Source organism: Vibrio sp. Y42_MX_L11 (genome assembly GCF_024181785.1).
Classification (GTDB): Bacteria; Pseudomonadota; Gammaproteobacteria; order Enterobacterales; family Vibrionaceae; genus Vibrio; species Vibrio diabolicus.
In genome coordinates this window covers 229,612-254,364 of record NZ_JAMZAP010000005.1, presented here as the reverse complement: position 1 = coordinate 254,364, position 24,753 = coordinate 229,612, and the positions used below count along the sequence as shown (strand labels likewise).

The following is a 24,753-nucleotide window of genomic DNA, read 5'->3' as shown; positions in this document are numbered from 1 at the left end:
GTCCCCCTCTTTGGCCCATAGGCATCATGCGGTATTAGCCATCGTTTCCAATGGTTATCCCCCACATCAGGGCAATTTCCTAGGCATTACTCACCCGTCCGCCGCTCGACGCCGTTATCGTTCCCCGAAGGTTCAGATAACTCGTTTCCGCTCGACTTGCATGTGTTAGGCCTGCCGCCAGCGTTCAATCTGAGCCATGATCAAACTCTTCAATTTAAGATTTTGTCGGCTCAATGAATACTGAACATTACATAAAGTAATGTTTGAATTGACTGTGCTGAATCCGAAGATTCAATGGTCACTTCGTATCATTGAAACCTAATTTGAAGCCGAAGCTTCTAATTGGATTATCATCAACGAGTGCCCACACAGATTGATAGGTCTATATTGTTAAAGAGCTTGCTTCGTAAGCTTTGCTATCGAAGCGGAGGCGTATTCTAAGGAATTAACTTTCAGTGTCAAACACTTTTTTAAATTAATTTTTAGAAGCTTTTCTTTCGCCTTGTTGCCAACCGCTTTTGCGTTTCCGCTTTGCCCTGACAACGGAGGCGCATTATAGGGAGATGATTTTTCTTGGCAACCCCTTTTTAGAAAAAAAACTAAAAAAAAGCGTCGAGTGATTAAATCTCACTCAAACGCTTATTTTTAGCACTCAGTTGTTAACTTCAAGTAGCAAATAGGCAATCAGTATGTGTCTACCCAGCTCTCTTTAAAGCTGGTGATATCAAGATCCAGTGATTGCTCCGCTTCGATTTGCTCAATTGCCTCTAATTCTTTATTTACACTACTCATCGTCAATGTGTTGTTGTCTAACTCAAACACTTGTTGTTGCGTTGTGTAATAGAACTTAAGCGTAGTGAGCGCTTTTACATCGTCATTGCTCGCGGCTGCTTTAATGCTTTTTAGTTTACGAAATATTTTGTTGTGCAGTTGCTTGAGCTTCCAAACGTACAACACCTCTTCCATGTATGGCCGAGTTTTAATTTGATTCAATAAAGAGAGGGAAGTTGCGACTGCGAGAAGGACACCAATCAAATTCCAATGAAAGTTTCCCGTTGATTGTTCAGGTACGACTTCAGTGTTGCCAAACAAAACAATAAGCAAGGTACTAAAGGCAAGAGATGAGATAGCGAGCAACGCAACAAAACCGCCAATCACCAGGTTTACTTTCTTTTTATAAATGTCTTTATTTATCTTTTTGATTTCCATATACCGCTCCTAACAGGGTTGCCTCCTATTCTAACCAGCACACTCCGCACGACAATCGAAGCTTCGTAAGTAAGTTCACATTTACTATTAAACTCGCATCCCTTCCCTGCTTGGGTATATACTTCCGCGCATTCACTGTTCCTATATAGAGGCTAAATTCATGCGCTCTTTTGTTTTACGAGCTCGCGCGGCGCCAACGACCAGCAAAGCACTATTAGAAGGTGTTGGTAACGAGGCGCATACCGAGATCCTTGCTCATACCATGATGAACACCATGTTCGTGGCACAATCTCACCGTGAAGATGTGGTTGTCCACTTGGTATTAGAGAGCACGAAGGATTACTCGCGCACGATTACCATTCGTTCAAACGACATTACCAATATTGGTGGTTTTCACGAGTCAACGTTGATCGCTGCCGTTGCCCGTGCGTTAGACGCATCTGTTGGTATGGGTAAAGAGCAGCTTCGTGAAGTTGAACCCGGTATTACGGTTCGTACAGTGAGCTTTGAACGCTTGGTGCAAGAACTGGCGGAAGACCACCAACTTTATATGTTGGACAAGAAAGGCGAATTTGTTCGTGACGCAGAAATTGGTGAAAATCCATGTTTCTTACTAACCGATCACATTCCGATGCCAAAGAAGTCGTTCAACAGCTTGAAGCGCCTAGGTACTGAGAAAATCAGCCTTGGGCCTAAGATGCTGTTTGCTTCTCAGTGTGTAGTACTGATCCACAACGAACTGGATATCCGCGAATTCTAGTTATTCGCGTACACGTTGCTAGATGATGAAAGAGGACTCGATTGAGTCCTCTTTTTTGTTTCTGATTTTCTATACCGCGCTTATTTGCCGCCAATACTCAAGCGAGCAAAACGCACATCTGGCGCGAAGAAAGTGCGGCTATCATTAATAAGCTGGGTATCACCCACAGCTTCTACTTCTTGCAGCATCTTGTAGAAGTTACCTGCAACTGTAATTCCGCGCACAGGTTGAACACGTTGACCATCACGGCACAAGAAACCACTCGCACCAAATGAGAAATCACCACTGACAGCATCTGCACCAGAGTGAACCCCTTGCAGCTCCACTAATTCTAGGTATTCACCTGCTTTGACTTCTGACGCACTGCTGTTGCCTGTCGCAATCACTTTGTGATTCGCTGATACGTCTAAGCTCGATTTTGCACCGCGAGCGGCACTTGCTGTCGAGACTGCGCCCAAGTAACTTGCGGTCTGGCTGTTGTGTAGCAAGGTTTTCAACTCACCATTAGCAATCATCACATTATCTTGAGTAGCGAAGCCTTCACTATCAAAACTCGCGATTGCCATACCATTTGGCATGTAAGCCGCATCGGTAAAGGTGATCAGTTCACTTGCAACGCTTTGACCAAGCTTGTCACCCAGTGGCGAGATGCCTTTCATCGCACTCACACCAGAAAACGCACTGCCGAATGCACCAAACAGGCTGCTTAAAGCATTGATGTGGAAAATGGCCGGATAGTTACCTGTCGCAACCGGAGCGCCTTCAAGAAGATCGCGAGCAAGGTTGTAACCGCCTTCTATACAATAAGCTGGATCCAACTCATCAAAACGGCGACCTAGAGACATTCTTCCCGCCATCGACTGTTTGCCGTCTTTTTCAAACAGGGTATACGCGTAACAAGTGAACGATCGCTCGAAATGTTGACATAACGTACCTTGAGTATTCGCGATGATGAGCTGAGTTTCACCGTCACTGTAACCATTGTATGGTGAGCTTGAAGCGTGAGGCAGAGCCACAACACCTTGCTCAAGCGCAAGGGACAGTTCAATTTTCTCATCGACCGATGTGGTATCGTCTTGCGCAATTTCTGCAATATCAGTGGTGATTTGGCTGTTCACGCAACTAATGCTCTGATGTTCATCTTGCTTGGAAAAGCGAGCACTTTGCAGCGCGTTTGTGAGCATCAAATCTAAACTTGGTTGCTCTAGTGATTCAGAATAACTGGTCGCGACACGGGCATCTTTAATGACTCGAACACCCAGCACTTGGCTTGAGCTAACTTTGTACTCATCCAGCTTGCCTTGGTTTGCTTTCAGAGAAAAGCTGCTGTTGCAGTTTACAATGACGTCCGCTTCTGCGCCTTGACGCTTTGCTTCTGATAGGACGTAATCAACCGCATTAAGAAGTTGTTGTTCTTGGCTCATTAGTTACCGCCTCCTACCAGAATATTGTCCACTTTAAGGGTTGGTTGGCCGACTGTTGTAGGTACTGAGCCACTCACTGAACCACACATACCTGGAGCAAGTGCCATGTCCTTACCGACCATACTGATTTCTTTCAATACTTTAGGGCCCGTGCTGATAAGCGTTGCTGTTTTCAGAGGTTTGGTGATTTTGCCATTTTCAATGAGGTAAGCTTCACGAACAGCAAAGTTAAACTCGCCCGTTCCCGGTTGAACCGAGCCGCCGCCCATCTTCTTCGCATAGATACCACGTTCGATACCTGCCAGCATGTCGTCAAGTGAATGCTCGCCTTCTTCGATAAAGGTGTTACGCATCCGCGAGGTTGGTGCGAACTTGTAGTTCTGACGACGACCAGAACCCGTAGGCTCATAACCAGTCTTCATGCCACCCATTTTATCGACCATAAAGCTGGTTAGCTTACCATCTTTGATCAATTGAGTTCGCTGAGTCTTCATGCCTTCGTCATCAACATGAATCGAGCCCCATTCGTTGGTCATGGTGCCATCATCGACAGCATTCACTGCAGTGTGAGCAACCATTTCGCCCATTTTGTCGTGGAATACGGACGCTTTCTTCGCAACCGAAGTGGTTTCGAGTAAGTGACCACACGCTTCATGGAAGATAACGCCGCCAAAGCCGTTACCAATTACCACTGGCATTTCACCCGATGGACAAGCATCCGCGCCAAGTTTCACTAACGCTTGCTGCGCGATAGTTTGACCCAGCTCTTTCGCATCTATCTGCTCACTGAACTCCCAACCGGCAAGAGCGCCAGGACCTTCCATACCAGAAGACTGCTCATTACCTTTTTGAGCAACGGTGTTACCCGCCACACGAATGTAGTGACGCGTATCGTCTACATGCAAACCTTCTGAGTTGAAGATAGACACTTGCTGCTCGCGCTGAAGCACACTACCAATGAACTGGCTGATGTACTCACTTTCTGCACGCGCAGCTTGGTCAACTTTCAATAGAAACGCGATTTTTGAATCTAAGTTGGCATCCTGACTTAACGGCATGCGGCAACCGTGTTGGATTGGGTAGCGGTTCAAATTTAAAGAACCTGCTGACGCGATTTGTTCACGCTTGTCTTTTGCCGCAAGCAATGAGGTTACGCGTTTTAGCTCGGCTTCGTCCGTGCTATTGGTGTATCCATAAAGCACTTTGTGACCGAAGAAGAGGCGAATACCGATACCAAAATCAATCCCCGAATTGACCTTGTCCACCTCACCAGATGCGATCTGGACGGTGTTAGTTTGATGATGTTCAACGAATAGTTCAGCGAAATCAGCCCCTAAAAAGAGAGCATGATCGATCACTGACTTCGCTGTTGCAGAATTAAGCATGAAGTCTCCTTGCTCGATGATCGTCTTAGCCTTCCTAATTAACTGTCGAAAAGTTCAACAAAGTTAAATTGGCAACGCGGTAAATTTTAACAGTTTTTTAACCTTGTTTTGTGCTAATCCTTGCTTAACGAGACCACGATTATTTATTAAATATTCCAGGTTCAGCTCTTTCACCAGAGCGTTGCACTAGTAAATTCCACACGACGAACCATTTAGATGCTTACTCTATCACTCACCTCGCATAATTGAATACTCAATAATAATTACTCTCAAAAAACGTATCCCTTCTACAAGGGTCCTGCTATCATCCGAGCGAAATAGTCGGGGGGCCACGCGATAAGCGTTGGCTGAGATCGAGATTCGAGACCCGTTGAACCTGATTCAGTTAGCACTGACGTAGGGAACTATGCACACTTTGCCTTTCGCCGCTCCTCTTTGGCGAGCGAAACGATCGAACAATCGATCTATCCACAACGGTCAAAGTCAGTTCCTATACGTCTTGTAGTAGGAGCGACCATGACGCAGCAATCACAGCCATCTTTACACCAGGCACAATCACCTATAACCACCCCTGTTGTCTTAACCATCGCAGGCTCCGACAGCGGCGGCGGCGCAGGCATCCAAGCCGATATCAAAGCGATGTCCGCAACTGGCAGCTTCGCCTGCTCAGTGATTACCGCCATCACCTCACAAAACACGCAAGGCGTTTCTGCGATTTTCCCTATTCCTCTTGATCACGTTGAAAGCCAACTCGATGCAGTGTTTACCGATCTCAATATTGTGGCGGTAAAAGTCGGCATGCTGGCGGATTCGAACATCATTAAAGTCGTTGCTAACAAGATTAAGCAATACCAACCTAAACATCTTGTGATTGATCCCGTCATGGTCGCCACCAGCGGCGATTTGCTACTTGAGCAATCAGCAATCAGCACATTAAAAGAAGAACTAATTCCACTGGCAGACATCATCACTCCTAACCTGCCAGAAGGTGCAGCATTGACGGGTAAGCCAGTGCCTCAATCAGAATCTGAAATGAACGATATGATTACCGACCTTCGTGCACTTGGTGCCAAAGCTATTCTGCTCAAAGGCGGTCATCTTGAAGAAAATGAAAACAGCAACGATCTGCTGATCATGCAAAACAGTGCGGAGTCAATCAGCGCCAAGCGTTTTCCGACCAAAAACACCCACGGTACGGGCTGTACACTGTCTTCCGCCATTGCGTCTTACCTTAGTCAAGGCAACAACCTGCACAAAGCGGTGCACCTTGGTAAGCAGTACATCAGCCAAGCCATCGCTCATGCGGATGAATTGGAAGTGGGGAAAGGTCACGGACCAGTACATCACTTCTTTGCGGGTCATACCTATGTTCGCTAACGCGATTGGCATTCAGCTTTCCGACGCCAGTCTGCAATACAAAGACAGCCAAACACCGACTTTAGCGAAAGTGAACATGACCATTCCTATCGGTCAATGGACGGTATTACTCGGGCGAAGTGGCTGCGGGAAAACCACGATATTGCGTTACTTAGCTGGCCTACTGGATGACCAAGTTGACTGGCATGGCGAACTCATCACAACCGATGGCGCTGCACTGCATGACCGTGTCGCTTACATGGCTCAGCAGGATTTATTGCTACCGTGGCTTAACGTGCTGGATAACGTCTGCCTCAGCTCGCGCTTTTCTCACGCCAATCCAAATTCAGTGGATGAGAAGCAACGAGCTCTCAACTTGTTAGAGCACGTTGGGTTGGCAGATTACGCTTACGCCAAACCCGCTCAACTCTCCGGAGGTATGCGACAGCGCGTAGCCCTTGCTCGCACTCTGATGCAAGACAAACCTTTGGTTTTGATGGATGAACCTTTCTCGGCATTGGACGCCGTGACTCGCCACAAATTGCAAACGCTCTCTGCCGAGCTACTAAAGGACAAAACCGTTGTCTTGATTACGCACGACCCACAAGAAGCGGTGCGATTGTCATACCAACTCTATGTGTTGCAAGGCACGCCTGCTCAAGCGCAGCACTTGGTTGTTCCGGACTCCAAGCCACCAAGATCTCTCGATGGAGAGTGCGCAGCGCTACAGCAGGCGATTTTGGATCAGTTGGAGAAAGACTATGAGTGATATGACTCAGTACAACTCCGTTTCGGCGCGTATTAGTAAAAAGGAACGCGTAACTCATCCGGCGTTGCGTCTGCTGATCAGCGCAGCCGTGATCTTAGGTTTGTGGCAACTCATTGTAGTGGTGTTTGACATGCCAAGCTTCATCTTGCCTTCGCCAATTGAAGTATTGGATAGATTAGTCACTCGATACGACGTGCTACTCAAACACACTTGGGTAACGGCACAAGAGATCCTACTTGGCCTCGCACTCGGCTTATCGATGGGTTTGCTATTCGCTTTGCAAATGCTGATGTTCGAGCCGCTCAAACGCTGGCTATTGCCGATTCTTATCGCTAGCCAAGCCATTCCAGTATTTGCTATCGCGCCCGTGTTGATGCTGTGGCTCGGTTACGGCATCGCATCGAAAGTCGTCATGGCGGCGATCATCATCTTTTTCCCCGTCACGACATGTTGCTACGACGGTTTACGCAATACACCAACTGGTTACCTCGATCTTGCCAAAACCATGGGCGCATCGAAATGGCAATTACTGCGCCATATTCAACTACCTGCCGCCCTACCAACGTTAGCGTCTGGTATTCGCGTTGCCGTGGTTATTGCGCCGATTGGTGCCGTGGTCGGTGAATGGGTCGGCTCAAGTGAAGGCTTGGGCTATCTGATGCTCCAAGCTAACGCTCGCATGATCATTGATGAGATGTTTGCGGCGCTGTTTATCCTCGCCGCGCTGTCTATCGCACTCTATTTCACTACTGACAAATTACTGAAAAAAGCCATTCCCTGGGAAAACAAATAGGGAAAGAAAAAGGAAGAACCCCGTGAATAAAAACAAACTTATGAGCGCTGCTGCTCTGCTCGCTTCAGTGGTATCAACCAACGTGCTTGCTGCCGAAAAGGAGCTTACTTTAATGCTGGATTGGTTCGTTAACCCGAACCATGGCCCTATCGTGATCGCACAAGAGCGCGGCTACTTTAAACAGCAAGGTTTGAAGATCAATATCCAAGAACCCGCCGACCCAAGCACTCCACCCAAACTAGTTGCGGCTGGCAAAGTCGATATGGCGATTTCATACCAACCTAGCCTGACCATCGACGTAGCGGCTGGCTTGCCATTAATTCGCTCTGCGACCTTGATTGCTACTCCCCTCAACACATTGATGGTGTTGGATAACGGCAAGAACGACAACCTTGGCGACCTTAAAGGCAAGAAGATCGGTATTGCGATCGCAGGTAACGAAGAGGCGACAATCGGCACCATGCTTGCGCAGGAGAACGTGAAGTTTTCTGACGTGCAAATCATCAACGTCGGTTGGGCACTCTCTTCCTCTCTTGCCTCAGGGAAAGTAGACGCTATTTGGGGCGGCTTGCGTAACTTCGAAACCAACCAACTTGCGCTAGAAGGCTACAAAGCCAAAGCCTTCTTCCCAGAAGAGCACGGCGTACCAGCGTATGACGAACTGGTGTTTGTGGCGAATGCAAAAACCTACGACAAAGCGGCTATTAAAGCGTTCAACAAAGCGCTGGAGCAAGCGACCACTTACATCGTCAACCATCCTAAAGAGTCTTGGAAAGAGTTTGTCACTTACTCGCCAGACACGCTAAACAACGAGCTCAACCAACGCGCTTGGAATGACACGTTAACTCGTTTCGCGCTTCGTCCATCAGCAGTTGACCTAAAACGCTATGACGACTACGCCGAGTTCATGTACTCACAAAGAATCATCGAAACGCTACCAAAGGCGAAAGATTACGTACCGAGCTTTGACTAATTACGAGGCAGCCCCATTATGAAATACCAAGATTTGATCGACGCTTGCCGCCAAGATTGGCAAGAATACACTGAGCATGCCTTCGTGCAGCAATTAGCCAAAGGCACACTGGCTCAACCTTGTTTTCTACATTACTTGAAGCAAGATTTCTTATTCCTAAAACAGTACGCGCGAGCTTATGCGCTAGCAATCTACAAAGCACGTACGTTAGACGACATGCGCCGCGCACTACCAAGCGTACATGCGCTTTTAGATTCAGAGATTGCCCACCATGTTACCTACTGCGGTCAGTGGGGATTGACGGAATCTGATCTGGAAAACGAGCCGGAAGATTTTGGCACCGTAGCTTACACGCGCTACGTATTGGATGCGGGCATGACGGGCGACTTAGTTGACTTGTATGCCGCGCTCGCCCCTTGCTCCATCGGCTACGCCGCCATTGGTAAAATGCTGATTGAAGATGAAAACACGGTATACGAAGGCAACCCTTACGCAAGTTGGATTAACTTGTACGGCGGTGAAGAGTTCCAATCTGGCGTGGCAAGTGGGGCCGAACACTTTAACCAGCTACTGGCTGAAATCGACATCCACAGCCAGCGCGGTCAAAACCTGATTCAGGTCTTCAAAACCGCAACGCGTATGGAAGTGGCGTTTTGGCAACAAGGTCTAAACGCGCAATAAGGTTAATTGGAGAATCTCATGTTAGTAGAACAAATCACTCAAGCATTAACCGCAGTGCGTCAGCAAAAGCCTTTAGTCGTGAACATTACCAACTACGTGGTGATGAACAACACGGCGAACGCTTTGCTGGCTATCGGTGCTTCGCCTATCATGGCGCATTCAAAGCAAGAAATGGCGGAAATGATGTCGTTTGCTGGCGCTTTGGTGATCAACATCGGCACCCTAGACAGCGTTTGGACACCGCGCATGAGCTACGCCGTAGAGCAAGCCAACTCGAACGGTAAAATCGTTGTGCTCGACCCTGTCGGTTGCGGCGCAAGTTCACTGCGCACCGAAACCTCGCGCGAAATCGCCCGCCTTGCAAACAAGTTAATCATTCGTGGTAATGCTTCCGAAATCATTGCTCTCGCTGGTGAGCAAGCGCAAAGCAAAGGTGTAGATGCACTCGACAGTAGTGATGCGGCCCTTGGGGCGGCTCACTTCTTAGTTGAAGAATACGGAGCGAGCGTGGTGATCTCCGGCGAAACTGACTACATAGTGACAAAAGAGCAAACCGTACAGCTGAATAATGGTCACGAGATGATGCCATACGTAACCGGAATGGGCTGCACACTGACGGCACTGACTGGCGCTTTCGCAGCAATCGGCGACGAAACAGGCCTTGCTGCGGCAGCGGTGCTTGGCGTTGTGGGTGAAATTGCGGCTGAGCAAGCGCGAGGGCCAGGTAGCTTGCAAATGCATCTTTTGGATGAGCTTTACCAACTGGATGAAAAAACACTGGCAACACGTCTTACATTACAAGTGAGATAAATCGCTTCTCAATGCTTTAAACGCCTCTCACTCCAACGAAAGTGGGAGGCGAAAGGAAACACAATGAACGCCTATCGTTTGTATTTGGTCACCGACGACCAACAAGATTTATCCACTCTCAAACACGTTGTAAGAAAGGCGGTAGAAGGTGGGGTCACAATGGTACAGGTGCGCGAAAAACATGGTGACGTTCGTGCATTTATTGAACGAGCTCAAGCCGTGAAGACGATCCTTGAAGGCACTGGCGTCCCGTTAATCATCAATGATCGTGTTGATGTTGCCCTTGCCGTCGATGCCGATGGTGTTCACCTCGGGCAGTCAGACATGCCAGCAGAGATCGCTCGTCAATTGATTGGCCCAAACAAGATTCTCGGCTTATCGATTGAGACTGAAGATCAACTGGCAGAGGCGGATTCTCTGCCCATTGATTACATCGGCTTGAGTGCCATCTTCGCTACGCCAACCAAAACCAACACCAAAAAACACTGGGGTATAGAAGGTTTAAAAATGGCGCTGAACACCACGTCCTTACCAATCGTCGCTATTGGTGGCATCAACGAAACCAACATTCCTGTTCTGAGTGCGACAGGTGTACATGGTTTGGCTTTGGTTTCTGCCATTTGTCATGCAGAAAACCCAACCAAAGCAGCAGAGTACTTACTTTCTCTGATGGATTAAGACCCCAACGCTTAAGGATGAGCGCCTTTACCCTCCGGATAAATGTCATCAATTCATCACTCAACCTTCATTCTCTCGTCAAATTGACAAAGCGTTGATAAGTTTTTCACGCCAGATAACGTAAGATAAGCCCCTTATTTTCACGTGGTTGAATAACCCTCAATAAAAACAAAACGCTCTCAATGAAAACCAAAAAATATGGATTGATGATGCTCGCCTTGTTTGTTCTTGGCATCATCCCAATGTCGCTGTTTGGCTCTTATCACGATCTCACCTCACAGGTGCCTGAAAGTCTGGGTATTACTTTTACTTTGCTCACAGATTCTGCTGGTAGCAAAGGCTTTTTAATTACGTTAACACTGCTACTGCTTTCTTTATTTCGCTTTAAACCAAGTCGCATTGAGTGGATGCAAAAGCTCTCAATGTTAGGGCTGTTACTTGTGATTGGCTTTGCCAGCAAAACGGGGCTAAAACTGATGACAGAAAGCCCACGCCCGTACACGGAATTGCTCGCAGCAGAACAATTGATTGAAACACCAGAAACGTTTTATCAGTTGGATACAAAGCAGCAAGCCAACGTAATTAACCAGATTTCTGAACACGTCAGTGATTGGCGGACGCGCCATTGGCAAGGCGAGAAAGACTATTCTTTCCCGTCGGGCCATACGATTTTCGTTTCGATTTGTTTGGCTTTCTTTGGTGGGTTGTTCTTACAGAACAAGTGCTATATCTCTGCACTGTCATTGTGGATGTGGGGTATGAGCGTCGCATATAGCCGCTTATGGCTGGGCATGCATCGCCCTGAAGATTTAATAGGCTCAGTCTTGTTTGTCGCGATTGTATTTACTTTTCTCCCGACATTTCAGATTAAGAAACAGATGCCGTTTGTTTCTCTCGCTTCGCGCTAATGTGAACGATGACTAGATAAAAAAGAAGCCAGCGATTCGCTGGCTTCTTGCTTTCAAGCGCTACTTTTTTCTAGCCATTTTTTGGTGGTTCAAACGCTGTTAGTTCTAATTCTGGGCCAGTGTATTTTTCAATACGAACCAGTGCCGAGTTCGCCGCACAGCCGTTTGCAAGTCGAGAGGTCGGAATATCCAACGTTAACACGTTACAACCGCCGTTCTTACAAATGCCGGTTTTCGGATCCAAATCCGGCCAACCGCCTTCATGAATACACACTGAACCTTGCTTGATTCGGTCAGTCACTTCTGCGCCAACCAATACTTGGCCACGGTTGTTAAACGCACGAACTAGATCGCCAGTTTTAATACCACGCGCTTTCGCATCTTCAGGGTGAATCCAAATAGGTTCACGGTTTGCAATTGCGTACTCTTCGCGAATCTTCGCGTAGTTAAACTGGCTGTGTAAACGATGCGCTGCGTGCGCGGTCATTAGCTGCAACTCGCCATCTTTTGCATTGCCAGTGTACTCGGTTGGTGCCATCCACGTTGGGTGTGGAGGACAGTCTTCCAACTGGTAACCTTCAATCGTTTTCGAGAAGATTTCAATCTTACCACTTGGCGTACCTAGCGGGTTCATGATCGGGTCTTCACGGAAATCCGCGTAACGAACAAACTGTGCGTTCTTCTCGTTCCACTTCATCTCGATCAGTTGGTTATCTTCCCAGAACTTGCTGAAGTTCGGCATTGCTACGCGAGAGCCACGGCCACCTTGTTGCGCCACCTTGTAGAAGCCGTACAGCCATTCCATTTCAGTTTTACCTTCGGTGTACACATCACGTCCACCCGGTGCTAGCATCTCCGCCATGTCCGCGAATACATCGAAGTCATTACGCGCTTCACCTTGTGGCTCAACCACTTGCTTCATTGGCACCAAGTGTTGGTTACTGTAGTCACCCGTCATCGTTAAGTCGTTGCGCTCGAACGATGTGGTGATTGGTAGGACGATGTCCGCGTGCTTCGCAGCCGCTGTCCAGTAAGGTTCTGAAATCACGATCAGTTCAGGCTTTTGCCATGCTTTAATCAAGCGGTTGGTGTCTTGGTGGTGAGTAAAGTTCGCACCACCTGCCCACCAAATCATCTTGATATCTGGGAACGTCAGTTCATGACCGTTGTGATGGTAGGATTGACCTGGGTTTTCCAACGCCTCGACAATACGCGCCACAGGGAAGCTTTGCACCGCGCCAGATACCGCCCAGTCGTTACCCGCAGAAGAGCCGCCACCCAGTGATGCTGAAATCGCAGGAAGCACGCCAGCGTCACGAGCAGGGTTACCACCGTTTGAGTAGTGGTAAGAGAAACCAAAACCACCGCCCGGTAAGCCGATTTGACCCAACATCGTTGCCAGTGTAACCAGCATCCAGTGACGCTGTTCACCGTATTGTTGGCGCTGCATGCCCCAACCCGCCATCAGCATGGTGCGGTTTTTACTGAAGATGTCAGCTAAGAGCTCAAGTTGCTTCGCAGGTACGCCACAGATTTGCGATGCCCACTCCGCTGATTTTTCTACGCCGTCTTCTTCGCCCATCAGGTACGCTTCAAATTTGTCGTAACCAGCGGTGTATTTATCGAGGAAGGCTTTATCGTGCTTACCTTGTTTCACCAAGGTGTGTGCGATACCCATCATCATCGCTACGTCGGTCATTGGGTGAGGAGCAATCCACTCCGCATTCTCGCCAAAGAACTCGATGGTTTCAGAACGAATAGGGTCAATCGCAATAACCGTCTTGCCTGATTTTTTTAATTGATGGAAGAACTCAAGACCAGCACAGTCTGTTGAGCTCCACGCGATTTTTAGGGTGTTGATCGGGTTTAAGCCCCAAAGTACAACCACGTCGCTGTGCTCTAGTACCACTGGGTACGTGGTTTGTTGCTCGTACACTTCGATAGAGCCCACAACGTGCGGCATGATGATCTGCGCAGCACCCGTTGAGTAGTCACCCAAGTGGCCTGAATAGCCACCCGCCATGCTCATGTAACGTTGCAGCAAGGTTTGTGCTTTGTGCAGCACGCCACTTGAACGCCAGCCGTAAGAACCAGCAAACACAGAAGCTGGGCCATATTCTTTACGAATGCGCATGTGCTGCTCGTGGATCAGCTTGTAAGCCTCATCCCAAGACACACGCACAAACTCATCACTACCGCGCACACCTTCTGGCGACGATGGGTTTGCCAAGTAGCCTTTACGTACCATTGGGTACTTCACTCGCGCCTTGGTATGCACTTGGTCAGGCCCAGTAGTTTGTAGACTATTTGGTACAGTTTGTGGAAGAGCATTAGTAGTCGAAACCAACTTACCATCTTTCACTTCACATAACATTGGGCCCATGCGACCCGCTGTCAAAATGCCCTTGCCACGCTGGTTTGAAGACGCAACAGACATAGGTGCAAAAGAAGTAAATGCCATGGCGCCAGCCGCCATACCTGTGCCTTTTAGAAATCCACGACGGGTTAAATTAGTCATAATCTTATCCTTCTATTTATCGTTAGTGACCAACCACATCTTTCGCGTGGTGCTGGAAGAACTTAGTAAGAATTTCTAGGTTTTCGGCAGTGATGTCTGTTCGATCACCCATACTCTTCGCCACTGGTCCCCAAGCGTTCACTGTGAAGTGATTTGAAGGAATTTTCGCGTGACAAGTTGCACAATAAACGTTGTCTAGCTCTTCTGCGTATGACCAAACTGGGTCAAGTGTATCCACAACCGGAGAATCGATCGTGCCTGTTAGTGACACTGCGCGCCATTCGTTGCCGTAAACGTCGGCCTTAAACTCACCGCCCTCAAGAGCTTGCTGACCTTGCTCGGTTAGCGTTGCTACGATGGCACGTTGACCTTCACCCATGTACAGCACTTGCTCTGCGCCTTTCATTTGGAATGCGTCCAACTTAACAGTACGCTCATCACCTTCAGAGCTGATTACTTCTAACTTCGTCGTTGGGTTAATTTTACCCATCTCACCCATTGCGATTTCAGTCACAGGGTAAACGACTTTGGCACCAGGTGATGTTTTTGTGGTGAAGCTCATCAACGTTTCAAATGCCTTGCTGTCTAGCTCAGCTTCTGGTGCAAAGTGAGCAACGCCTTTGTGACAATCGATACACGTTTGATCGTTCGCTTTTGCGTACTCGTGCATTTTCGCTGCATCGCGAGATTGCTCAAATTCTTCCATCGCGTCAAAGTCGTGGCAAGAACGGCACGTTGCAGAGTCGTTTTCACGGAACTGCTCCCACACCATCTCCGCAAGCTCTTTGCGGTGCGCTTCGTATTTTTCTGGCGTGTCGATCTTGCCAGTCACGAACTCATGGTAGATGTCTTTCGATGCACGAATCTTCGTGATCAGGTAGTCCATCGGTTCTTGTGGGATGTGGCAATCAGAACACTCGGCACGAATGCCTTTCGCATTACTGAAGTGCACTGAGCCTTGGTACTCTTTGTAAGGGATTTCCATAGAGTGGCACGAGAGACAGAACTCAGTATCAGAGGTGTAATGCATCACCGCTGCAGTACCACCTAATGTTAACCAGCCCACACCAATGCCGGCAGCAACCAGCAGTGCAACATATCGTTTTTTTATTGACATAATTAGCAACACTTCCAAATAAAATGTAATTATAGATCGCAAAATACTACTTTATGGGTAGTTCTCTCTTGATCCACATCATTTCCGTGTTGCTCTATGTATCTCAAGTATGAAATTTCGTTATTTTCATCCCATAAATGAATATTCAGTAAGAATTCATTACCCAACCAGGCATTCACCACATAAATCACTTTTGTAAGTGCAACCGTTTGATTAAAGAGATAAGAGGATGAGAAACTGGCTCTCTACATAAATGCTGTAAGGACACGCATGTCAGTTTATATTGAGACTCACCGAAGCCGATTAAGACCTATCGAAGCCAGCGATTGGGAACTATTTCAGCGATTACATTCCGAACCAGAGATCATTGAGCTCTGTTTTGATCGCCCGAGCGAAAAACAAATAAAAGAAAAATTTGCTTCGCGATTATTACCATGGACACCAGACAGTCCGCACTGGCTTTGCCTCGTCATACTCGATAAGCAATCTGAACAACCGATTGGCGTCACAGGCCTTGCCATTGAAGAAGGTAACGCAGAGGTGGGTTACTTACTTTTGCCTGAATTTCATGGCCGACAGTTTGGAACAGAAACCCTTCAAGCGCTTCTAAATTGGGCGAGAGCAACACATGACATCGACCGCTTTTCCGCTACGGTCACTGAAGGGAATATTGCTTCAGAGCGTGTTCTCATGAAGTGCGGATTCGAGCTATCTGAAGTCATTCCTGACGCATACCAAATTGGCGACAAGCGTTACGCCGACAAAATCTACTCGCTACAAAAATAAGGATGTATTTTGAATAAAGTAGTCATCGTTACTGGCGCAAGCCGAGGCATTGGAGCCGCAACAGCGAAAAAACTGGCCGAGCAAGGCTATGCCGTGTGTGTTAATTACCGTGCGCAAAGTGAAGCAGCTCACCAAGTGGTCAGAGACATACAAGCAAATGGCGGAAAAGCGATCGCCGTTCAAGCAGATGTATCTGACGAGCAACAAGTGCTCTCCTTGTTTGATGAAACAGAACGTGAATTTGGTGCAGTGACGCACTTGGTCAACAACGTTGGCATTCTATTTACTCAGTCACCGTTGGCGGAAATCAGCTTGGAACGCTTTCAGAAAGTAATGAACACTAATGTAAATAGCTGCTTTCTCTGTTGTAGAGAAGCGGCGAAGCGATTCAGTACTGGTGGCGCAATTGTGAATGTTTCTTCTGGGGCATCACGCTCAGGCGCGCCATTTGAATATGTCGATTACGCCACATCAAAAGGCGCAATGGATACCTTAACCAAAGGGCTATCGCTTGAATTGGCAAACCGAAATATTCGCGTCAATGGCGTTCGACCTGGTTTCATTTATACCGATATGCACGCCGATGGTGGAGAACCAAACCGAGTGGATAGGCTCAGCCCTCAAATTCCACTGAAACGGGGCGGTACGGTAGAAGAAGTGGCGAATGCGATCGCTTGGCTACTCAGTGATGAAGCTTCTTATGTGACAGGCTCTTTTATCGATCTTTCAGGCGGTAAGTAAAATGGAAGTCAACATTCGACAAGCAACTCCTGACGATTTGGATGCAATTTTTGAATTAAACCTACAAATCAACGCACTGCATTTTGCCAACGCGCCTGAAGCTTTTGTAGCACCTTCGGAAGACGACCGAGCGTTCCTCACTCAGGCTCTCGAGAATGATGAACGCTTGTTTTTAGTCGCAGAACATGAAAAGGAGGTAGTCGGCTTTTTAACCGCGATGATAACTCAGAATGAAACCGTCAGCTTTCTGATCAAAGATCCTATTTGTCGAGTAGGAACGATTGTTGTCGATGAGGAGCAAAAGCAGCAGGGCATCGGTCGCCAACTGCTTGAGGCTTGTGAGCAATGGGCGCGCGATGCCAATGCTACACAAGTTCGATTAGAAGTGATGGAATTCAATCAACCAGCACAGCGGTTTTACGACAAGCAAGGTTTTAAAACTAACTCACGCATTATGCTGAAACATTTGTAACGATAACGACAATTAAGCGCTTTTCACGACTAAAGCCACCTAAATCGCATTTATCGATGCAATTTATCCCCTGATTTTAGAAAAGACGATATGATGTGCGGATAAAGGAGATTCGAACATGATTTATCTTTTCGATTGGGGGAACACCTTAATGGTGGATTTCCCTCACGCACAAGGAAAAATGTGCGATTGGGAACACGTAGAAACGATTCCTCTGGCCAAAGAAACACTGGCAACACTTTCCCAAAATCATGCTATTTACATTGCGACCAGTGCGTCTGATTCCAACATGGAAGAGATTCAGCGTGCATTCGTCCGCGTCGACTTAGACCAGTACTTAAATGGCTACTTTTGTTTTGCCAATCTCGGCATCGCTAAAAACCAACCTGAGTTTTATCTTACTATCGCAAAACAGCTAGGGGTTAACGTGAGTGAGTTAACTATGGTTGGCGACTTGCCTCATAAAGACATTTACCCTGCAATGCAAGCTGGCGTAAATACGATTTGGTTTAATCCAACAGGAGCCAATGCGCCAACCGATCCCATTCCGAATCAAATTCGCTGTTTATCTGAACTCGTACCTTAACCATCACTAACCTGCACTAATCAAGGAAGATGAATGCAAATCAGACCCATCCAGGTAAGCGATATCGAGCGCTTTACCGAACTGTGGAACCGAGTCTATGCCGAAGGTAAATACCTGCGCAGTCCGGCTCCAGATAAAGACACCCTGACCAATATTTTACGTCGCGTAGAACTTGAATCGATTCCTCAATTTGTTGCTTTGGACCATCACATTCTGGTTGGTAGTGTAGAGATTTTTCCTGCCGAACTATGCGGTTATGAAGGCAGTCAACTCACTAGCACTGGCATTTTAGGTATTCATATCGATAGAACATTCAGAGGAAAAGGGCTAGGTAAGCAGCTATTGTCTGTCGCACTTAAAAGTGCCTGGGAATATGGTTACGACACCATTGTACTTAATGTTTATAAGGACAACCTTGCCGCGATAGCGTTGTACGAACGATTTGGATTTGAACACCGTGGTGAACTAGGAGAAGTCACTCTCCCCAATGGCGAAGTGTTGATGAGTCAGAAGATGATGTTAAGCGCGCCTAACAACCCTCAGTAACGTGCCCTCGGACGATAGACTCTGTGGATGCTTGATTTACATAATAGAAATAGCATGCCTCTTCTGCCAAGGTATACCCTTGCGGCCAAATGTACACAACCCGATCAAGACCTGACTGGTCGACAAATTGATAATCGGGAATAGACACAAAGTGGGTACTGTTTGGGTGTTGCTGACCAATAATACAAAAGTCACTGCCTTTGCAGGGAACATCAATTTTGGACACGCCACTCTGCGGCAAATCGATTTCTAATAACGCGCCAATGCTATTGGCGCTCGCTTCTGGCATACCGCTTAAGGTTTTTACGTTCCTATCAATATAGTGGACTTGGTTTTGCTCGGCGGCATTGTCTATCGCCACTCGGGCGTTGAAAAATTTAAGCGCGGTACCCAATGACGAATTGGAACTGTGTAACATCGACGCATAGGCTTGGCGATGAATGTGGAGTAGTGTTGGCAACGCAGCCAAAGCGATGAAAGCCAAAGTGGCGAGCACTATGGTGATTTCCATCAGCGTAAATCCCTTTAATCTCACTTTTTTATCTCAGCAGAATGAATGGTCGTTTGCCTCACATCCATGTGAGACCTTGCCAATATATCGCTGATTTAAAAGGTTTAAAGCCCTAGTAGATGACAAACAAGAGTCATGGGCCAAAGTTGAGACCGCTCGCCAAGTTACTATGCAAACGCACACATTTATGTGTCAATTTTAGGACTTTATTTATCAATCACTTATTTACTGAAGTAGATTACCCGAGTAGTGGAACGTTATTACGAACAAGTCCGCGACGTACGTTAGTGCACATCTTCCCGAAACGACGGATCTCATCAAACTGCGGAATCACACCCCGCTCCATTGCCGACTCCCAATAAGTAACCTCTGAATCGACCATTTCTAATAATTTCTTTGGACAACCGATGCACTGCCCTTCCGGCCCACACACAAAGGTTTCCGGTTCGTAAATCGGTAGTTCAGCTTTTACTTGCTCGATGATATTACGCATCGCGGTCATTCGATCTGGCTTTAACGTCATCACTCTGCTCAACGGATTAAGATGAAGCAGAATTGTACTCACTGGCACGTGAATGTCCCTACCCAATTTAGGTATATTCTGTTTGAACCGATTTTTTTATCGTCAGATCTGGCTTTTTAACCACTAGATAGACCGCCGTGGCCGCCAATGCAAAGCCAGAAATGCCCATCCAATCAAACGACTCACCAAACGCGAGCCAAGCTTGAATCGCGGTTGTTGGCGGCACGAGGTAAAACACAGACGCCACACTCGAAGACGCGCCATTTCTCACCATGTACAGCAGCAGTAGGATAGCCACACAAGAGAGCACGACGACCAACCACAACACGGTCAAAATAAACTCCAGTTCCCACTGAACTTGCATGGTTTCAAACTGCATCGCAACAGGCAGAAACATGATGAGTGCGGCCAAATATTGCACCGTCGCACCACCAACCATATCCACCTGTTGGCAATGTTTCTTCTGATACAGCGTCCCTAACGTGATACCAACCAAAGACAGTAAACAGACTCCAATGGCTAAGAACTTATGTTGCTCAGACTGCCACTCCATGTTTCCCATCAGCACCATAGCGATGCCGACAAAGCCTAGAGCCAAACCCAGCCATTGCGAGGGTTTAAATTCCTCACGAACAAACACCACCAGCAAAGCCGCGGTTAAAATCGGCTGAATGCCCACCAACAACGAACTCAGCCCTGCAGGCATACCCAAATCAATAGCGAAATAAGTGCCGCCTAAATAGAAGCCATGGATCAACACACCCACCACACAGCTGTGCCAAAAATCGCTTCCTGTCGGCAACCTTCTACGCAATACCGCCACAAGAACCAAAAACAGTAAGACATTGAATGCCATACGGATAGAAAGTAGTGTCGCTGGCTCGGCATATTGCAAACCAAAACGCGCACCAACAAATCCAGAAGCCCAAAGGATGACAAATACAAAAGGGATGGCTCGGATTAACATGATCGCCTCACTCACGCTTGTTTTATGTTTTGAGATGCTGCTAATGTAATTAGGTACAGTGTTTTCAAAAAGTGACAGATGGAAGTGTTTTTATGGGTACAGATTTATTGGGAAGCGGTGAAGGGAATAAGTACCTCGTGGTGGAAAAACACCTCAAACAAGCCATCAATGGTGGCGTTTATCAAGCGGATGAACGACTGCCCTCCATTCGCTCGTTGAGCCAAGAATTAAGCGTCAGCAAAAACACCGTGATTCGTGCGTATCAAGAGTTGGAAGCGCAAAACTTGGTGTACTCGGTTCCCAAATCGGGTTATCGAGTGAAAATCGCCTTGCCGACCTCTCGCTCAATTCCAGATCCGACTCGCGTGGATTTGCTCTCGATCTGTAAAGAAATCCTCACGTACCCTGAATACCAAGAGCGTTTGCCCGCTGGCTCTGCCCATCCAAACATTGATTCCCCCGCGATCAAAAGCTTGTACGCCGAGATTGGCCGTCACAGCCGCCAGCAAACGCATGTACCGAGCCATTACCAGTTGCCACCCGGTGATCACCTCTTAATTAAACAACTGGCGAAAATCACGCAAGATTTGGGCACGCCAGCCAAGTTGGATGAAATCATGGTGACGCACGGCGCGCAACAAGCAATAAGCCTAGCGCTGCGCGCAACGACACAAAAAGGCGATATCGTCGCGGTGGAGTCTCCTTGTTATTTTGGCAACTTATTGATGCTCGAATCACTCGGCCTCCAAGTGGTGGAGATCCCGAGTTGCCCACGAGACGGTATGTGCCCCGAAGCCTTAGCAAAAGCAATGGCGACATGGGACATAAGAGCGATCATCGTAACACCAAACTTCACCAACCCTACAGGTGCCATGATGCCGTTAGAAAAGCGCCAGCAATTGCTCTTGGCGTCCGGCAATGTTCCTATTATCGAAGACGATGTGTTTGGCGGGTTAAGTTATAACAAGCCTTTGCCAAGCTTGAGGTTGCTCGATGACAAGCAACGCGTAATTTACGTGAATTCGTTATCCAAAACGCTCGATTCGCGTTTGAGAATTGGTTGGATGTTGGCGGGGCGATATCGAGATCAAATAGAGCAATATCTACTGTGTGAGAACATGGGCAGTTTGAACCTGATGCAGTCTGCCGTGGCAACGTTTCTAACGTCAGGCAAGTATCGAACGCATACTGCGCGAATGGGTCGGGTTTATCAAAACAACATGCGCCGATTTATCCAGATGCTTCATCAATACTTGGATGAATACGAATCTCTAAAAAATCGATACCAGATCAACGTCGTGCAAGGCTCGTTCTTGCTTTGGTTGCGCCTGCCCGAAAAAACGGACAGTTATGCGTTGTATCAAGCGTGCAATAAGCACAGAATCAGTCTACTTCCCGGCACCGTATTTGGCACTCAAGAGCAATATCGACATTGCGTACGCCTCAGCGTGGCAAACTTTGGTCATGAAACCGATTGGAGTCACGCGATGCAAACACTGGCAAAGTTGATAGCAAAGCATGTCTGTTAACTCGCTCTTGCTAAATGAACTTATGCCCACACACGCAAACAGGTAACAACAAAAAACTCCACGCAAAGGTGGAGTTTTCTCGTATCGTTATCGCCCTCAGTGCGACTTAATTTGCCACATTCTCGCGACGTTTTCGGCTAAATTAGCAACGTTGACGTCGGCCTCTTTCATGGCCTCAGATAAGCTCATCGCCCTTGGTACACAAGCAAACACCGCATCAATACCGCACTCATAGACCGCCTGATAGTTGTCGCCCACACAACCAGCCAATGCAACAACTGGTAAATCAAACTGCTTGGCCACCTGAGCAACTCCCATCGGCGTTTTGCCATGTGCGGTTTGATGATCGATTCGACCCTCGCCTGTGAATACAATATCCGCATCCGCAACATGCTGAGCAAGCTTGACCGTTTCAAGCACAATCTCAATTCCCGGTTGCAAACGTGCTGGCGTGTATCCGAGCAAGGCCGCCCCCATACCACCAGCAGCGCCCGCCCCTTCACGAGTCAGTACATGCTTACCCGTCGCTTGTTCCGTCAACTCGCCAAACTTGCGCAATGCGTTATCGAGCAGAGTGACGTCTAACGCTGTCGCTCCCTTTTGCGGGCCAAAGATAGCCGACGCGCCTTTGTTGCCACAGAGTGGGTTGTCAACATCGCATGCTACCAACACTTCACAAGTTGCTAAACGTGGGTCAAGACCAGAAATATCGATGGAGGCAAGCGCCGCTAACCCGCCTCCATTTGGGGTAATTGCATGACCAGATTCATCAAGAAACGTTACCCCCAACGCGGTCAACATGCCCACGCCACCATCATTAGTAGCGCTGCCGCCCAAACCAATGATTAAGCGTTGAATACCTCTGTCTAGCGCGTGTTTGATCAGCTGTCCGGTACCGATGCTGCTGGTCAGTTTTGGGTCGCGAGCGTCACTCGGTACAAGGTGCAGCCCACTGGCCTCCGCCATTTCAATAACCGCGGTTTCGCCATCACCGAGGATGCCATAAAACGCTTCAACATCATTCCCTAATGGCGCGGTCACCGTTGTAAAGACTTGTTCGCCTTGAGTTGCATCTATCAAAGATTGAACCGTGCCTTCGCCACCGTCTGCGACCGGAACTGTAACAAACTCGGCATCATGCCATACACGAGCAAGACCCGTTTTGATCGCCTCGCTCACTTGTTTGGCGGTTAAGCTTTCTTTAAATGAATCAGGTGCAATTACCACTTTCATACGTATTTCCAGAGACTTATAAGAGAACGAGACTCAAAATGTACACCAATGCCATTGCCGTGACACCTTGAACGAGCGTAGCCATGGTTTGCGCGCGGTACGCTAAGCCCACCGACATGCGGCTAAACTGCGAAACTACCCAGAAGAAGCTGTCGTTTGCATGAGAAACCGTCATCGCACCTGCACCGATCGCCATCACCGTTAATACGCGGCCCATTTCTGAATCTAGCCCCAATTGGGTAAGCATAGGCGCAACCAAAGCCGATGTGGTCACCAGTGCAACCGTTGACGACCCTTGCGCCGATTTTAGCGCAGCCGCAACGATAAATGGCATGAAAATACCCACGCCCAGCGCCGATAACGTCGTACCCAAGTATTCACCTAGCGGCGTTGCTTTTAATACCGCGCCAAATGCACCACCCGCACCGGTAATCAAAAGAATAGGCGCAGCAGCCGTAATACCTTGGCTGATTCGCTCGCCAAATTCTTCAATCTTGTTGTCTGATTTGAGTAGGCGAACAGAAAGGAACAGGCCAATCACCAACGCCGTTAGTGGCTGTCCTAAGAAAGTCAGAACATCAAACACAAAACCTTCGCCCAGCGGTAAGCTTGGGAATTTCGCGATAGAGCCAAAACAGATCAATAAGATTGGAACAAAAATAGGAGCAAATGCTTGGCTTGCCGTTGGTAATTTGCCGTAAGACGCTTTGAGTGCTTGCCAGTCATGCTGAATTTCCTCTGCTGCTTCAATGCCATCTGGTTCTACATGCTGGAATCGGTTCGACCACAACATACCCGCTAACGCCGCAACCGCTGCAACAAACACACCCACACCAATCACTAAACCAAGGTTAGATTCCAGTCCTAAGTTACCCGCAGCGGCAATCGGGCCAGGAGTTGGCGGCACAAACGTGTGCGTTGCGTATAGGCCAGTTGCCAACGCCACACTCATTGCAACGCTTGAGGTTTTTAAACGCTTCGCGAGTGATTCTTTGAGCGAGTTCAGAATGACAAAGCCTGAATCACAAAATACCGGAACAGAAACGATGTAACCGATGATGCTCATGGTCAATGTTGGGAAACGCTTACCCAGCACTTTGATGACCGTATCAGCCATGGTGATCGCCGCACCACTTTTTCCAAAATAACACCGATGATGGTACCTAAAACGATAACCAAGCCAATGTAACCAAGGATGCCGCCAAAGCCAGAAGCAATGGTTTTGGCAATGCTATCTGCCGGTAAGCCGTAAGCAAATGCCGCAAGGAACGCTGCGATGATCAGCGCTAAAAAGGGATGTAATTTGAATTTGGTGGTCGTGAGCACAATAAATGCGATCACCCCAAGCAGGATTAATATAAGGTTCATGATAACTCCATTTATTCTTATTTTGCTAAGCGAGTCCGTGTTGGCTCACTCAACATGTAGGGACGCATGAATTATTAATCGTTTGCTTTCGAATTCCTTTAGGCGGATCG

Annotated in this window: 24 protein-coding genes, 1 rRNA gene, 1 pseudogene and 1 riboswitch; of the genes and pseudogenes, 15 read left to right on the top strand and 11 right to left on the bottom strand. The window is 47.8% G+C overall.

Features of this window, described 5'->3' with window-relative positions:
* Together NL643_RS07940 and NL643_RS07935 are read right to left on the bottom strand one after the other, a co-directional pair.
* Positions 1-216: ribosomal RNA gene (locus tag NL643_RS07940) — 16S ribosomal RNA — on the bottom strand; the annotation flags it as partial.
* 468 nt (positions 217-684) lie between these two features.
* A complete protein-coding gene (locus NL643_RS07935) occupies positions 685-1,209 on the bottom strand; it encodes a DUF3087 domain-containing protein (protein ID WP_005391841.1) in 525 nt (174 codons plus the stop codon).
* 160 nt (positions 1,210-1,369) lie between these two features.
* Here NL643_RS07935 and trmY point away from each other — a divergent pair, with 160 nt between their 5' ends.
* Positions 1,370-1,969, top strand: coding sequence for a tRNA (pseudouridine(54)-N(1))-methyltransferase TrmY (gene trmY, locus NL643_RS07930; RefSeq protein WP_005459965.1), 600 nt, complete (start codon positions 1,370-1,372; stop codon positions 1,967-1,969).
* A gap of 80 nt (positions 1,970-2,049) precedes the next feature.
* Here the strand turns inward: trmY and NL643_RS07925 are convergent, their stop codons facing one another.
* Complete coding sequence (locus NL643_RS07925) at positions 2,050-3,393, bottom strand: TldD/PmbA family protein (protein ID WP_253644233.1); 1,344 nt, start codon at positions 3,391-3,393, stop codon at positions 2,050-2,052.
* Positions 3,393-4,778, bottom strand: a complete 1,386-nt coding sequence (locus tag NL643_RS07920; RefSeq protein ID WP_139060482.1) for a TldD/PmbA family protein — start codon at positions 4,776-4,778, stop codon at positions 3,393-3,395. Before NL643_RS07920 ends, NL643_RS07925 begins: the two co-directional genes overlap by 1 nt.
* Positions 4,779-5,090: 312 nt before the next feature.
* Positions 5,091-5,198, top strand: a riboswitch (TPP riboswitch).
* A 96-nt stretch (positions 5,199-5,294) separates the two neighbouring features.
* Here NL643_RS07920 and thiD point away from each other — a divergent pair.
* The 8 genes from thiD (at position 5,295) to NL643_RS07880 (ending at position 11,746) form a co-directional block, all read left to right on the top strand.
* Complete coding sequence (gene thiD / locus NL643_RS07915) at positions 5,295-6,155, top strand: bifunctional hydroxymethylpyrimidine kinase/phosphomethylpyrimidine kinase (RefSeq protein WP_085344572.1); 861 nt, start codon at positions 5,295-5,297, stop codon at positions 6,153-6,155.
* Positions 6,145-6,903, top strand: coding sequence for an ABC transporter ATP-binding protein (locus tag NL643_RS07910; RefSeq protein ID WP_253644232.1), 759 nt, complete (start codon positions 6,145-6,147; stop codon positions 6,901-6,903). Before thiD ends, NL643_RS07910 begins: the two co-directional genes overlap by 11 nt.
* Positions 6,896-7,696 carry an ABC transporter permease gene (locus NL643_RS07905; RefSeq protein ID WP_005391855.1) on the top strand — a complete coding sequence of 267 codons (801 nt, stop codon included), beginning with the start codon at positions 6,896-6,898 and terminating at the stop codon, positions 7,694-7,696. Before NL643_RS07910 ends, NL643_RS07905 begins: the two co-directional genes overlap by 8 nt.
* Positions 7,697-7,718: 22 nt before the next feature.
* Positions 7,719-8,669: an ABC transporter substrate-binding protein gene (locus NL643_RS07900; RefSeq protein WP_253644231.1), complete on the top strand. Its 951-nt coding sequence runs from the start codon at positions 7,719-7,721 to the stop codon at positions 8,667-8,669.
* 18 nt (positions 8,670-8,687) lie between these two features.
* Positions 8,688-9,350, top strand: a complete 663-nt coding sequence (gene tenA, locus NL643_RS07895) for a thiaminase II (RefSeq protein WP_182035157.1) — start codon at positions 8,688-8,690, stop codon at positions 9,348-9,350.
* Between the two features lie 18 nt (positions 9,351-9,368).
* Positions 9,369-10,160, top strand: coding sequence for a hydroxyethylthiazole kinase (gene thiM, locus NL643_RS07890; protein ID WP_253644230.1), 792 nt, complete (start codon positions 9,369-9,371; stop codon positions 10,158-10,160).
* A gap of 63 nt (positions 10,161-10,223) precedes the next feature.
* The gene (thiE, locus tag NL643_RS07885; protein ID WP_015312796.1) at positions 10,224-10,838 is read left to right on the top strand and encodes a thiamine phosphate synthase; all 615 of its coding nucleotides are present in this window, start codon (positions 10,224-10,226) and stop codon (positions 10,836-10,838) included.
* A 182-nt stretch (positions 10,839-11,020) separates the two neighbouring features.
* Positions 11,021-11,746: a phosphatase PAP2 family protein gene (locus tag NL643_RS07880; RefSeq protein ID WP_253644229.1), complete on the top strand. Its 726-nt coding sequence runs from the start codon at positions 11,021-11,023 to the stop codon at positions 11,744-11,746.
* 70 nt (positions 11,747-11,816) lie between these two features.
* Here NL643_RS07880 and NL643_RS07875 read toward each other — a convergent pair whose 3' ends face one another.
* On the bottom strand, positions 11,817-14,264 hold the full coding sequence (locus NL643_RS07875) for a trimethylamine-N-oxide reductase 2 (RefSeq protein ID WP_104972195.1): 2,448 nt from the start codon (positions 14,262-14,264) through the stop codon (positions 11,817-11,819).
* A gap of 22 nt (positions 14,265-14,286) precedes the next feature.
* The gene (locus tag NL643_RS07870) at positions 14,287-15,381 is read right to left on the bottom strand and encodes a NapC/NirT family cytochrome c (RefSeq protein ID WP_005391870.1); all 1,095 of its coding nucleotides are present in this window, start codon (positions 15,379-15,381) and stop codon (positions 14,287-14,289) included.
* Positions 15,382-15,651: 270 nt separating this feature from the next.
* On the opposite strand from NL643_RS07870, the gene NL643_RS07865 reads away from it, so the two are divergent.
* The 5 genes from NL643_RS07865 to NL643_RS07845 all read left to right on the top strand — a co-directional run bounded on the left by NL643_RS07865 (position 15,652) and on the right by NL643_RS07845 (position 18,512).
* The gene (locus NL643_RS07865; protein WP_005391871.1) at positions 15,652-16,167 is read left to right on the top strand and encodes a GNAT family N-acetyltransferase; all 516 of its coding nucleotides are present in this window, start codon (positions 15,652-15,654) and stop codon (positions 16,165-16,167) included.
* Positions 16,168-16,176: 9 nt separating this feature from the next.
* Positions 16,177-16,908, top strand: coding sequence for a glucose 1-dehydrogenase (locus NL643_RS07860; protein WP_167427174.1), 732 nt, complete (start codon positions 16,177-16,179; stop codon positions 16,906-16,908).
* Position 16,909: 1 nt separating this feature from the next.
* Positions 16,910-17,380, top strand: a complete 471-nt coding sequence (locus NL643_RS07855) for a GNAT family N-acetyltransferase (RefSeq protein WP_065645278.1) — start codon at positions 16,910-16,912, stop codon at positions 17,378-17,380.
* A gap of 118 nt (positions 17,381-17,498) precedes the next feature.
* The gene (locus NL643_RS07850) at positions 17,499-17,966 is read left to right on the top strand and encodes an HAD family hydrolase (RefSeq protein ID WP_152813800.1); all 468 of its coding nucleotides are present in this window, start codon (positions 17,499-17,501) and stop codon (positions 17,964-17,966) included.
* A 33-nt stretch (positions 17,967-17,999) separates the two neighbouring features.
* Positions 18,000-18,512, top strand: coding sequence for a GNAT family N-acetyltransferase (locus tag NL643_RS07845; RefSeq protein WP_253644228.1), 513 nt, complete (start codon positions 18,000-18,002; stop codon positions 18,510-18,512).
* Here NL643_RS07845 and NL643_RS07840 read toward each other — a convergent pair.
* The 3 genes from NL643_RS07840 to NL643_RS07830 all read right to left on the bottom strand — a co-directional run bounded on the left by NL643_RS07840 (position 18,496) and on the right by NL643_RS07830 (position 20,513).
* Positions 18,496-19,023 carry a hypothetical protein gene (locus NL643_RS07840; RefSeq protein WP_054866721.1) on the bottom strand — a complete coding sequence of 176 codons (528 nt, stop codon included), beginning with the start codon at positions 19,021-19,023 and terminating at the stop codon, positions 18,496-18,498. The two genes, NL643_RS07845 and NL643_RS07840, sit on opposite strands and share 17 nt — an antisense overlap.
* Before the next feature lie 238 nt (positions 19,024-19,261).
* The gene (locus NL643_RS07835; RefSeq protein ID WP_047009765.1) at positions 19,262-19,546 is read right to left on the bottom strand and encodes a hypothetical protein; all 285 of its coding nucleotides are present in this window, start codon (positions 19,544-19,546) and stop codon (positions 19,262-19,264) included.
* A 67-nt stretch (positions 19,547-19,613) separates the two neighbouring features.
* On the bottom strand, positions 19,614-20,513 hold the full coding sequence (locus tag NL643_RS07830) for a DMT family transporter (RefSeq protein ID WP_047009764.1): 900 nt from the start codon (positions 20,511-20,513) through the stop codon (positions 19,614-19,616).
* A 92-nt stretch (positions 20,514-20,605) separates the two neighbouring features.
* On the opposite strand from NL643_RS07830, the gene NL643_RS07825 reads away from it, so the two are divergent.
* Positions 20,606-22,042 carry a PLP-dependent aminotransferase family protein gene (locus tag NL643_RS07825; RefSeq protein ID WP_253644227.1) on the top strand — a complete coding sequence of 479 codons (1,437 nt, stop codon included), beginning with the start codon at positions 20,606-20,608 and terminating at the stop codon, positions 22,040-22,042.
* Positions 22,043-22,138: 96 nt separating this feature from the next.
* Here NL643_RS07825 and NL643_RS07820 read toward each other — a convergent pair whose 3' ends face one another.
* Together NL643_RS07820 and NL643_RS07815 are read right to left on the bottom strand one after the other, a co-directional pair.
* Positions 22,139-23,275, bottom strand: coding sequence for a glycerate kinase (locus NL643_RS07820; RefSeq protein WP_253644226.1), 1,137 nt, complete (start codon positions 23,273-23,275; stop codon positions 22,139-22,141).
* 16 nt (positions 23,276-23,291) lie between these two features.
* A pseudogene (locus NL643_RS07815) lies at positions 23,292-24,643 on the bottom strand (GntP family permease).
* Between the last annotated feature and the right edge of the window lie 110 nt (positions 24,644-24,753).

What these genes read in the sequence shown, in the direction of transcription:
- NL643_RS07935 (WP_005391841.1), bottom strand. Translation starts at nt 1,209, where the DNA reads ATGGAAATCAAAAAGATAAATAAAGACATTTATAAAAAGAAAGTAAAC.
- trmY (WP_005459965.1), top strand. Translation starts at nt 1,370, where the DNA reads ATGCGCTCTTTTGTTTTACGAGCTCGCGCGGCGCCAACGACCAGCAAA.
- NL643_RS07925 (WP_253644233.1), bottom strand. Translation starts at nt 3,393, where the DNA reads ATGAGCCAAGAACAACAACTTCTTAATGCGGTTGATTACGTCCTATCA.
- NL643_RS07920 (WP_139060482.1), bottom strand. Translation starts at nt 4,778, where the DNA reads ATGCTTAATTCTGCAACAGCGAAGTCAGTGATCGATCATGCTCTCTTT.
- thiD (WP_085344572.1), top strand. Translation starts at nt 5,295, where the DNA reads ATGACGCAGCAATCACAGCCATCTTTACACCAGGCACAATCACCTATA.
- NL643_RS07910 (WP_253644232.1), top strand. Translation starts at nt 6,145, where the DNA reads ATGTTCGCTAACGCGATTGGCATTCAGCTTTCCGACGCCAGTCTGCAA.
- NL643_RS07905 (WP_005391855.1), top strand. Translation starts at nt 6,896, where the DNA reads ATGAGTGATATGACTCAGTACAACTCCGTTTCGGCGCGTATTAGTAAA.
- tenA (WP_182035157.1), top strand. Translation starts at nt 8,688, where the DNA reads ATGAAATACCAAGATTTGATCGACGCTTGCCGCCAAGATTGGCAAGAA.
- thiM (WP_253644230.1), top strand. Translation starts at nt 9,369, where the DNA reads ATGTTAGTAGAACAAATCACTCAAGCATTAACCGCAGTGCGTCAGCAA.
- thiE (WP_015312796.1), top strand. Translation starts at nt 10,224, where the DNA reads ATGAACGCCTATCGTTTGTATTTGGTCACCGACGACCAACAAGATTTA.
- NL643_RS07880 (WP_253644229.1), top strand. Translation starts at nt 11,021, where the DNA reads ATGAAAACCAAAAAATATGGATTGATGATGCTCGCCTTGTTTGTTCTT.
- NL643_RS07875 (WP_104972195.1), bottom strand. Translation starts at nt 14,264, where the DNA reads ATGACTAATTTAACCCGTCGTGGATTTCTAAAAGGCACAGGTATGGCG.
- NL643_RS07870 (WP_005391870.1), bottom strand. Translation starts at nt 15,381, where the DNA reads ATGTCAATAAAAAAACGATATGTTGCACTGCTGGTTGCTGCCGGCATT.
- NL643_RS07865 (WP_005391871.1), top strand. Translation starts at nt 15,652, where the DNA reads ATGTCAGTTTATATTGAGACTCACCGAAGCCGATTAAGACCTATCGAA.
- NL643_RS07855 (WP_065645278.1), top strand. Translation starts at nt 16,910, where the DNA reads ATGGAAGTCAACATTCGACAAGCAACTCCTGACGATTTGGATGCAATT.
- NL643_RS07850 (WP_152813800.1), top strand. Translation starts at nt 17,499, where the DNA reads ATGATTTATCTTTTCGATTGGGGGAACACCTTAATGGTGGATTTCCCT.
- NL643_RS07845 (WP_253644228.1), top strand. Translation starts at nt 18,000, where the DNA reads ATGCAAATCAGACCCATCCAGGTAAGCGATATCGAGCGCTTTACCGAA.
- NL643_RS07840 (WP_054866721.1), bottom strand. Translation starts at nt 19,023, where the DNA reads ATGGAAATCACCATAGTGCTCGCCACTTTGGCTTTCATCGCTTTGGCT.
- NL643_RS07835 (WP_047009765.1), bottom strand. Translation starts at nt 19,546, where the DNA reads ATGACGTTAAAGCCAGATCGAATGACCGCGATGCGTAATATCATCGAG.
- NL643_RS07830 (WP_047009764.1), bottom strand. Translation starts at nt 20,513, where the DNA reads ATGTTAATCCGAGCCATCCCTTTTGTATTTGTCATCCTTTGGGCTTCT.
- NL643_RS07825 (WP_253644227.1), top strand. Translation starts at nt 20,606, where the DNA reads ATGGGTACAGATTTATTGGGAAGCGGTGAAGGGAATAAGTACCTCGTG.
- NL643_RS07820 (WP_253644226.1), bottom strand. Translation starts at nt 23,275, where the DNA reads ATGAAAGTGGTAATTGCACCTGATTCATTTAAAGAAAGCTTAACCGCC.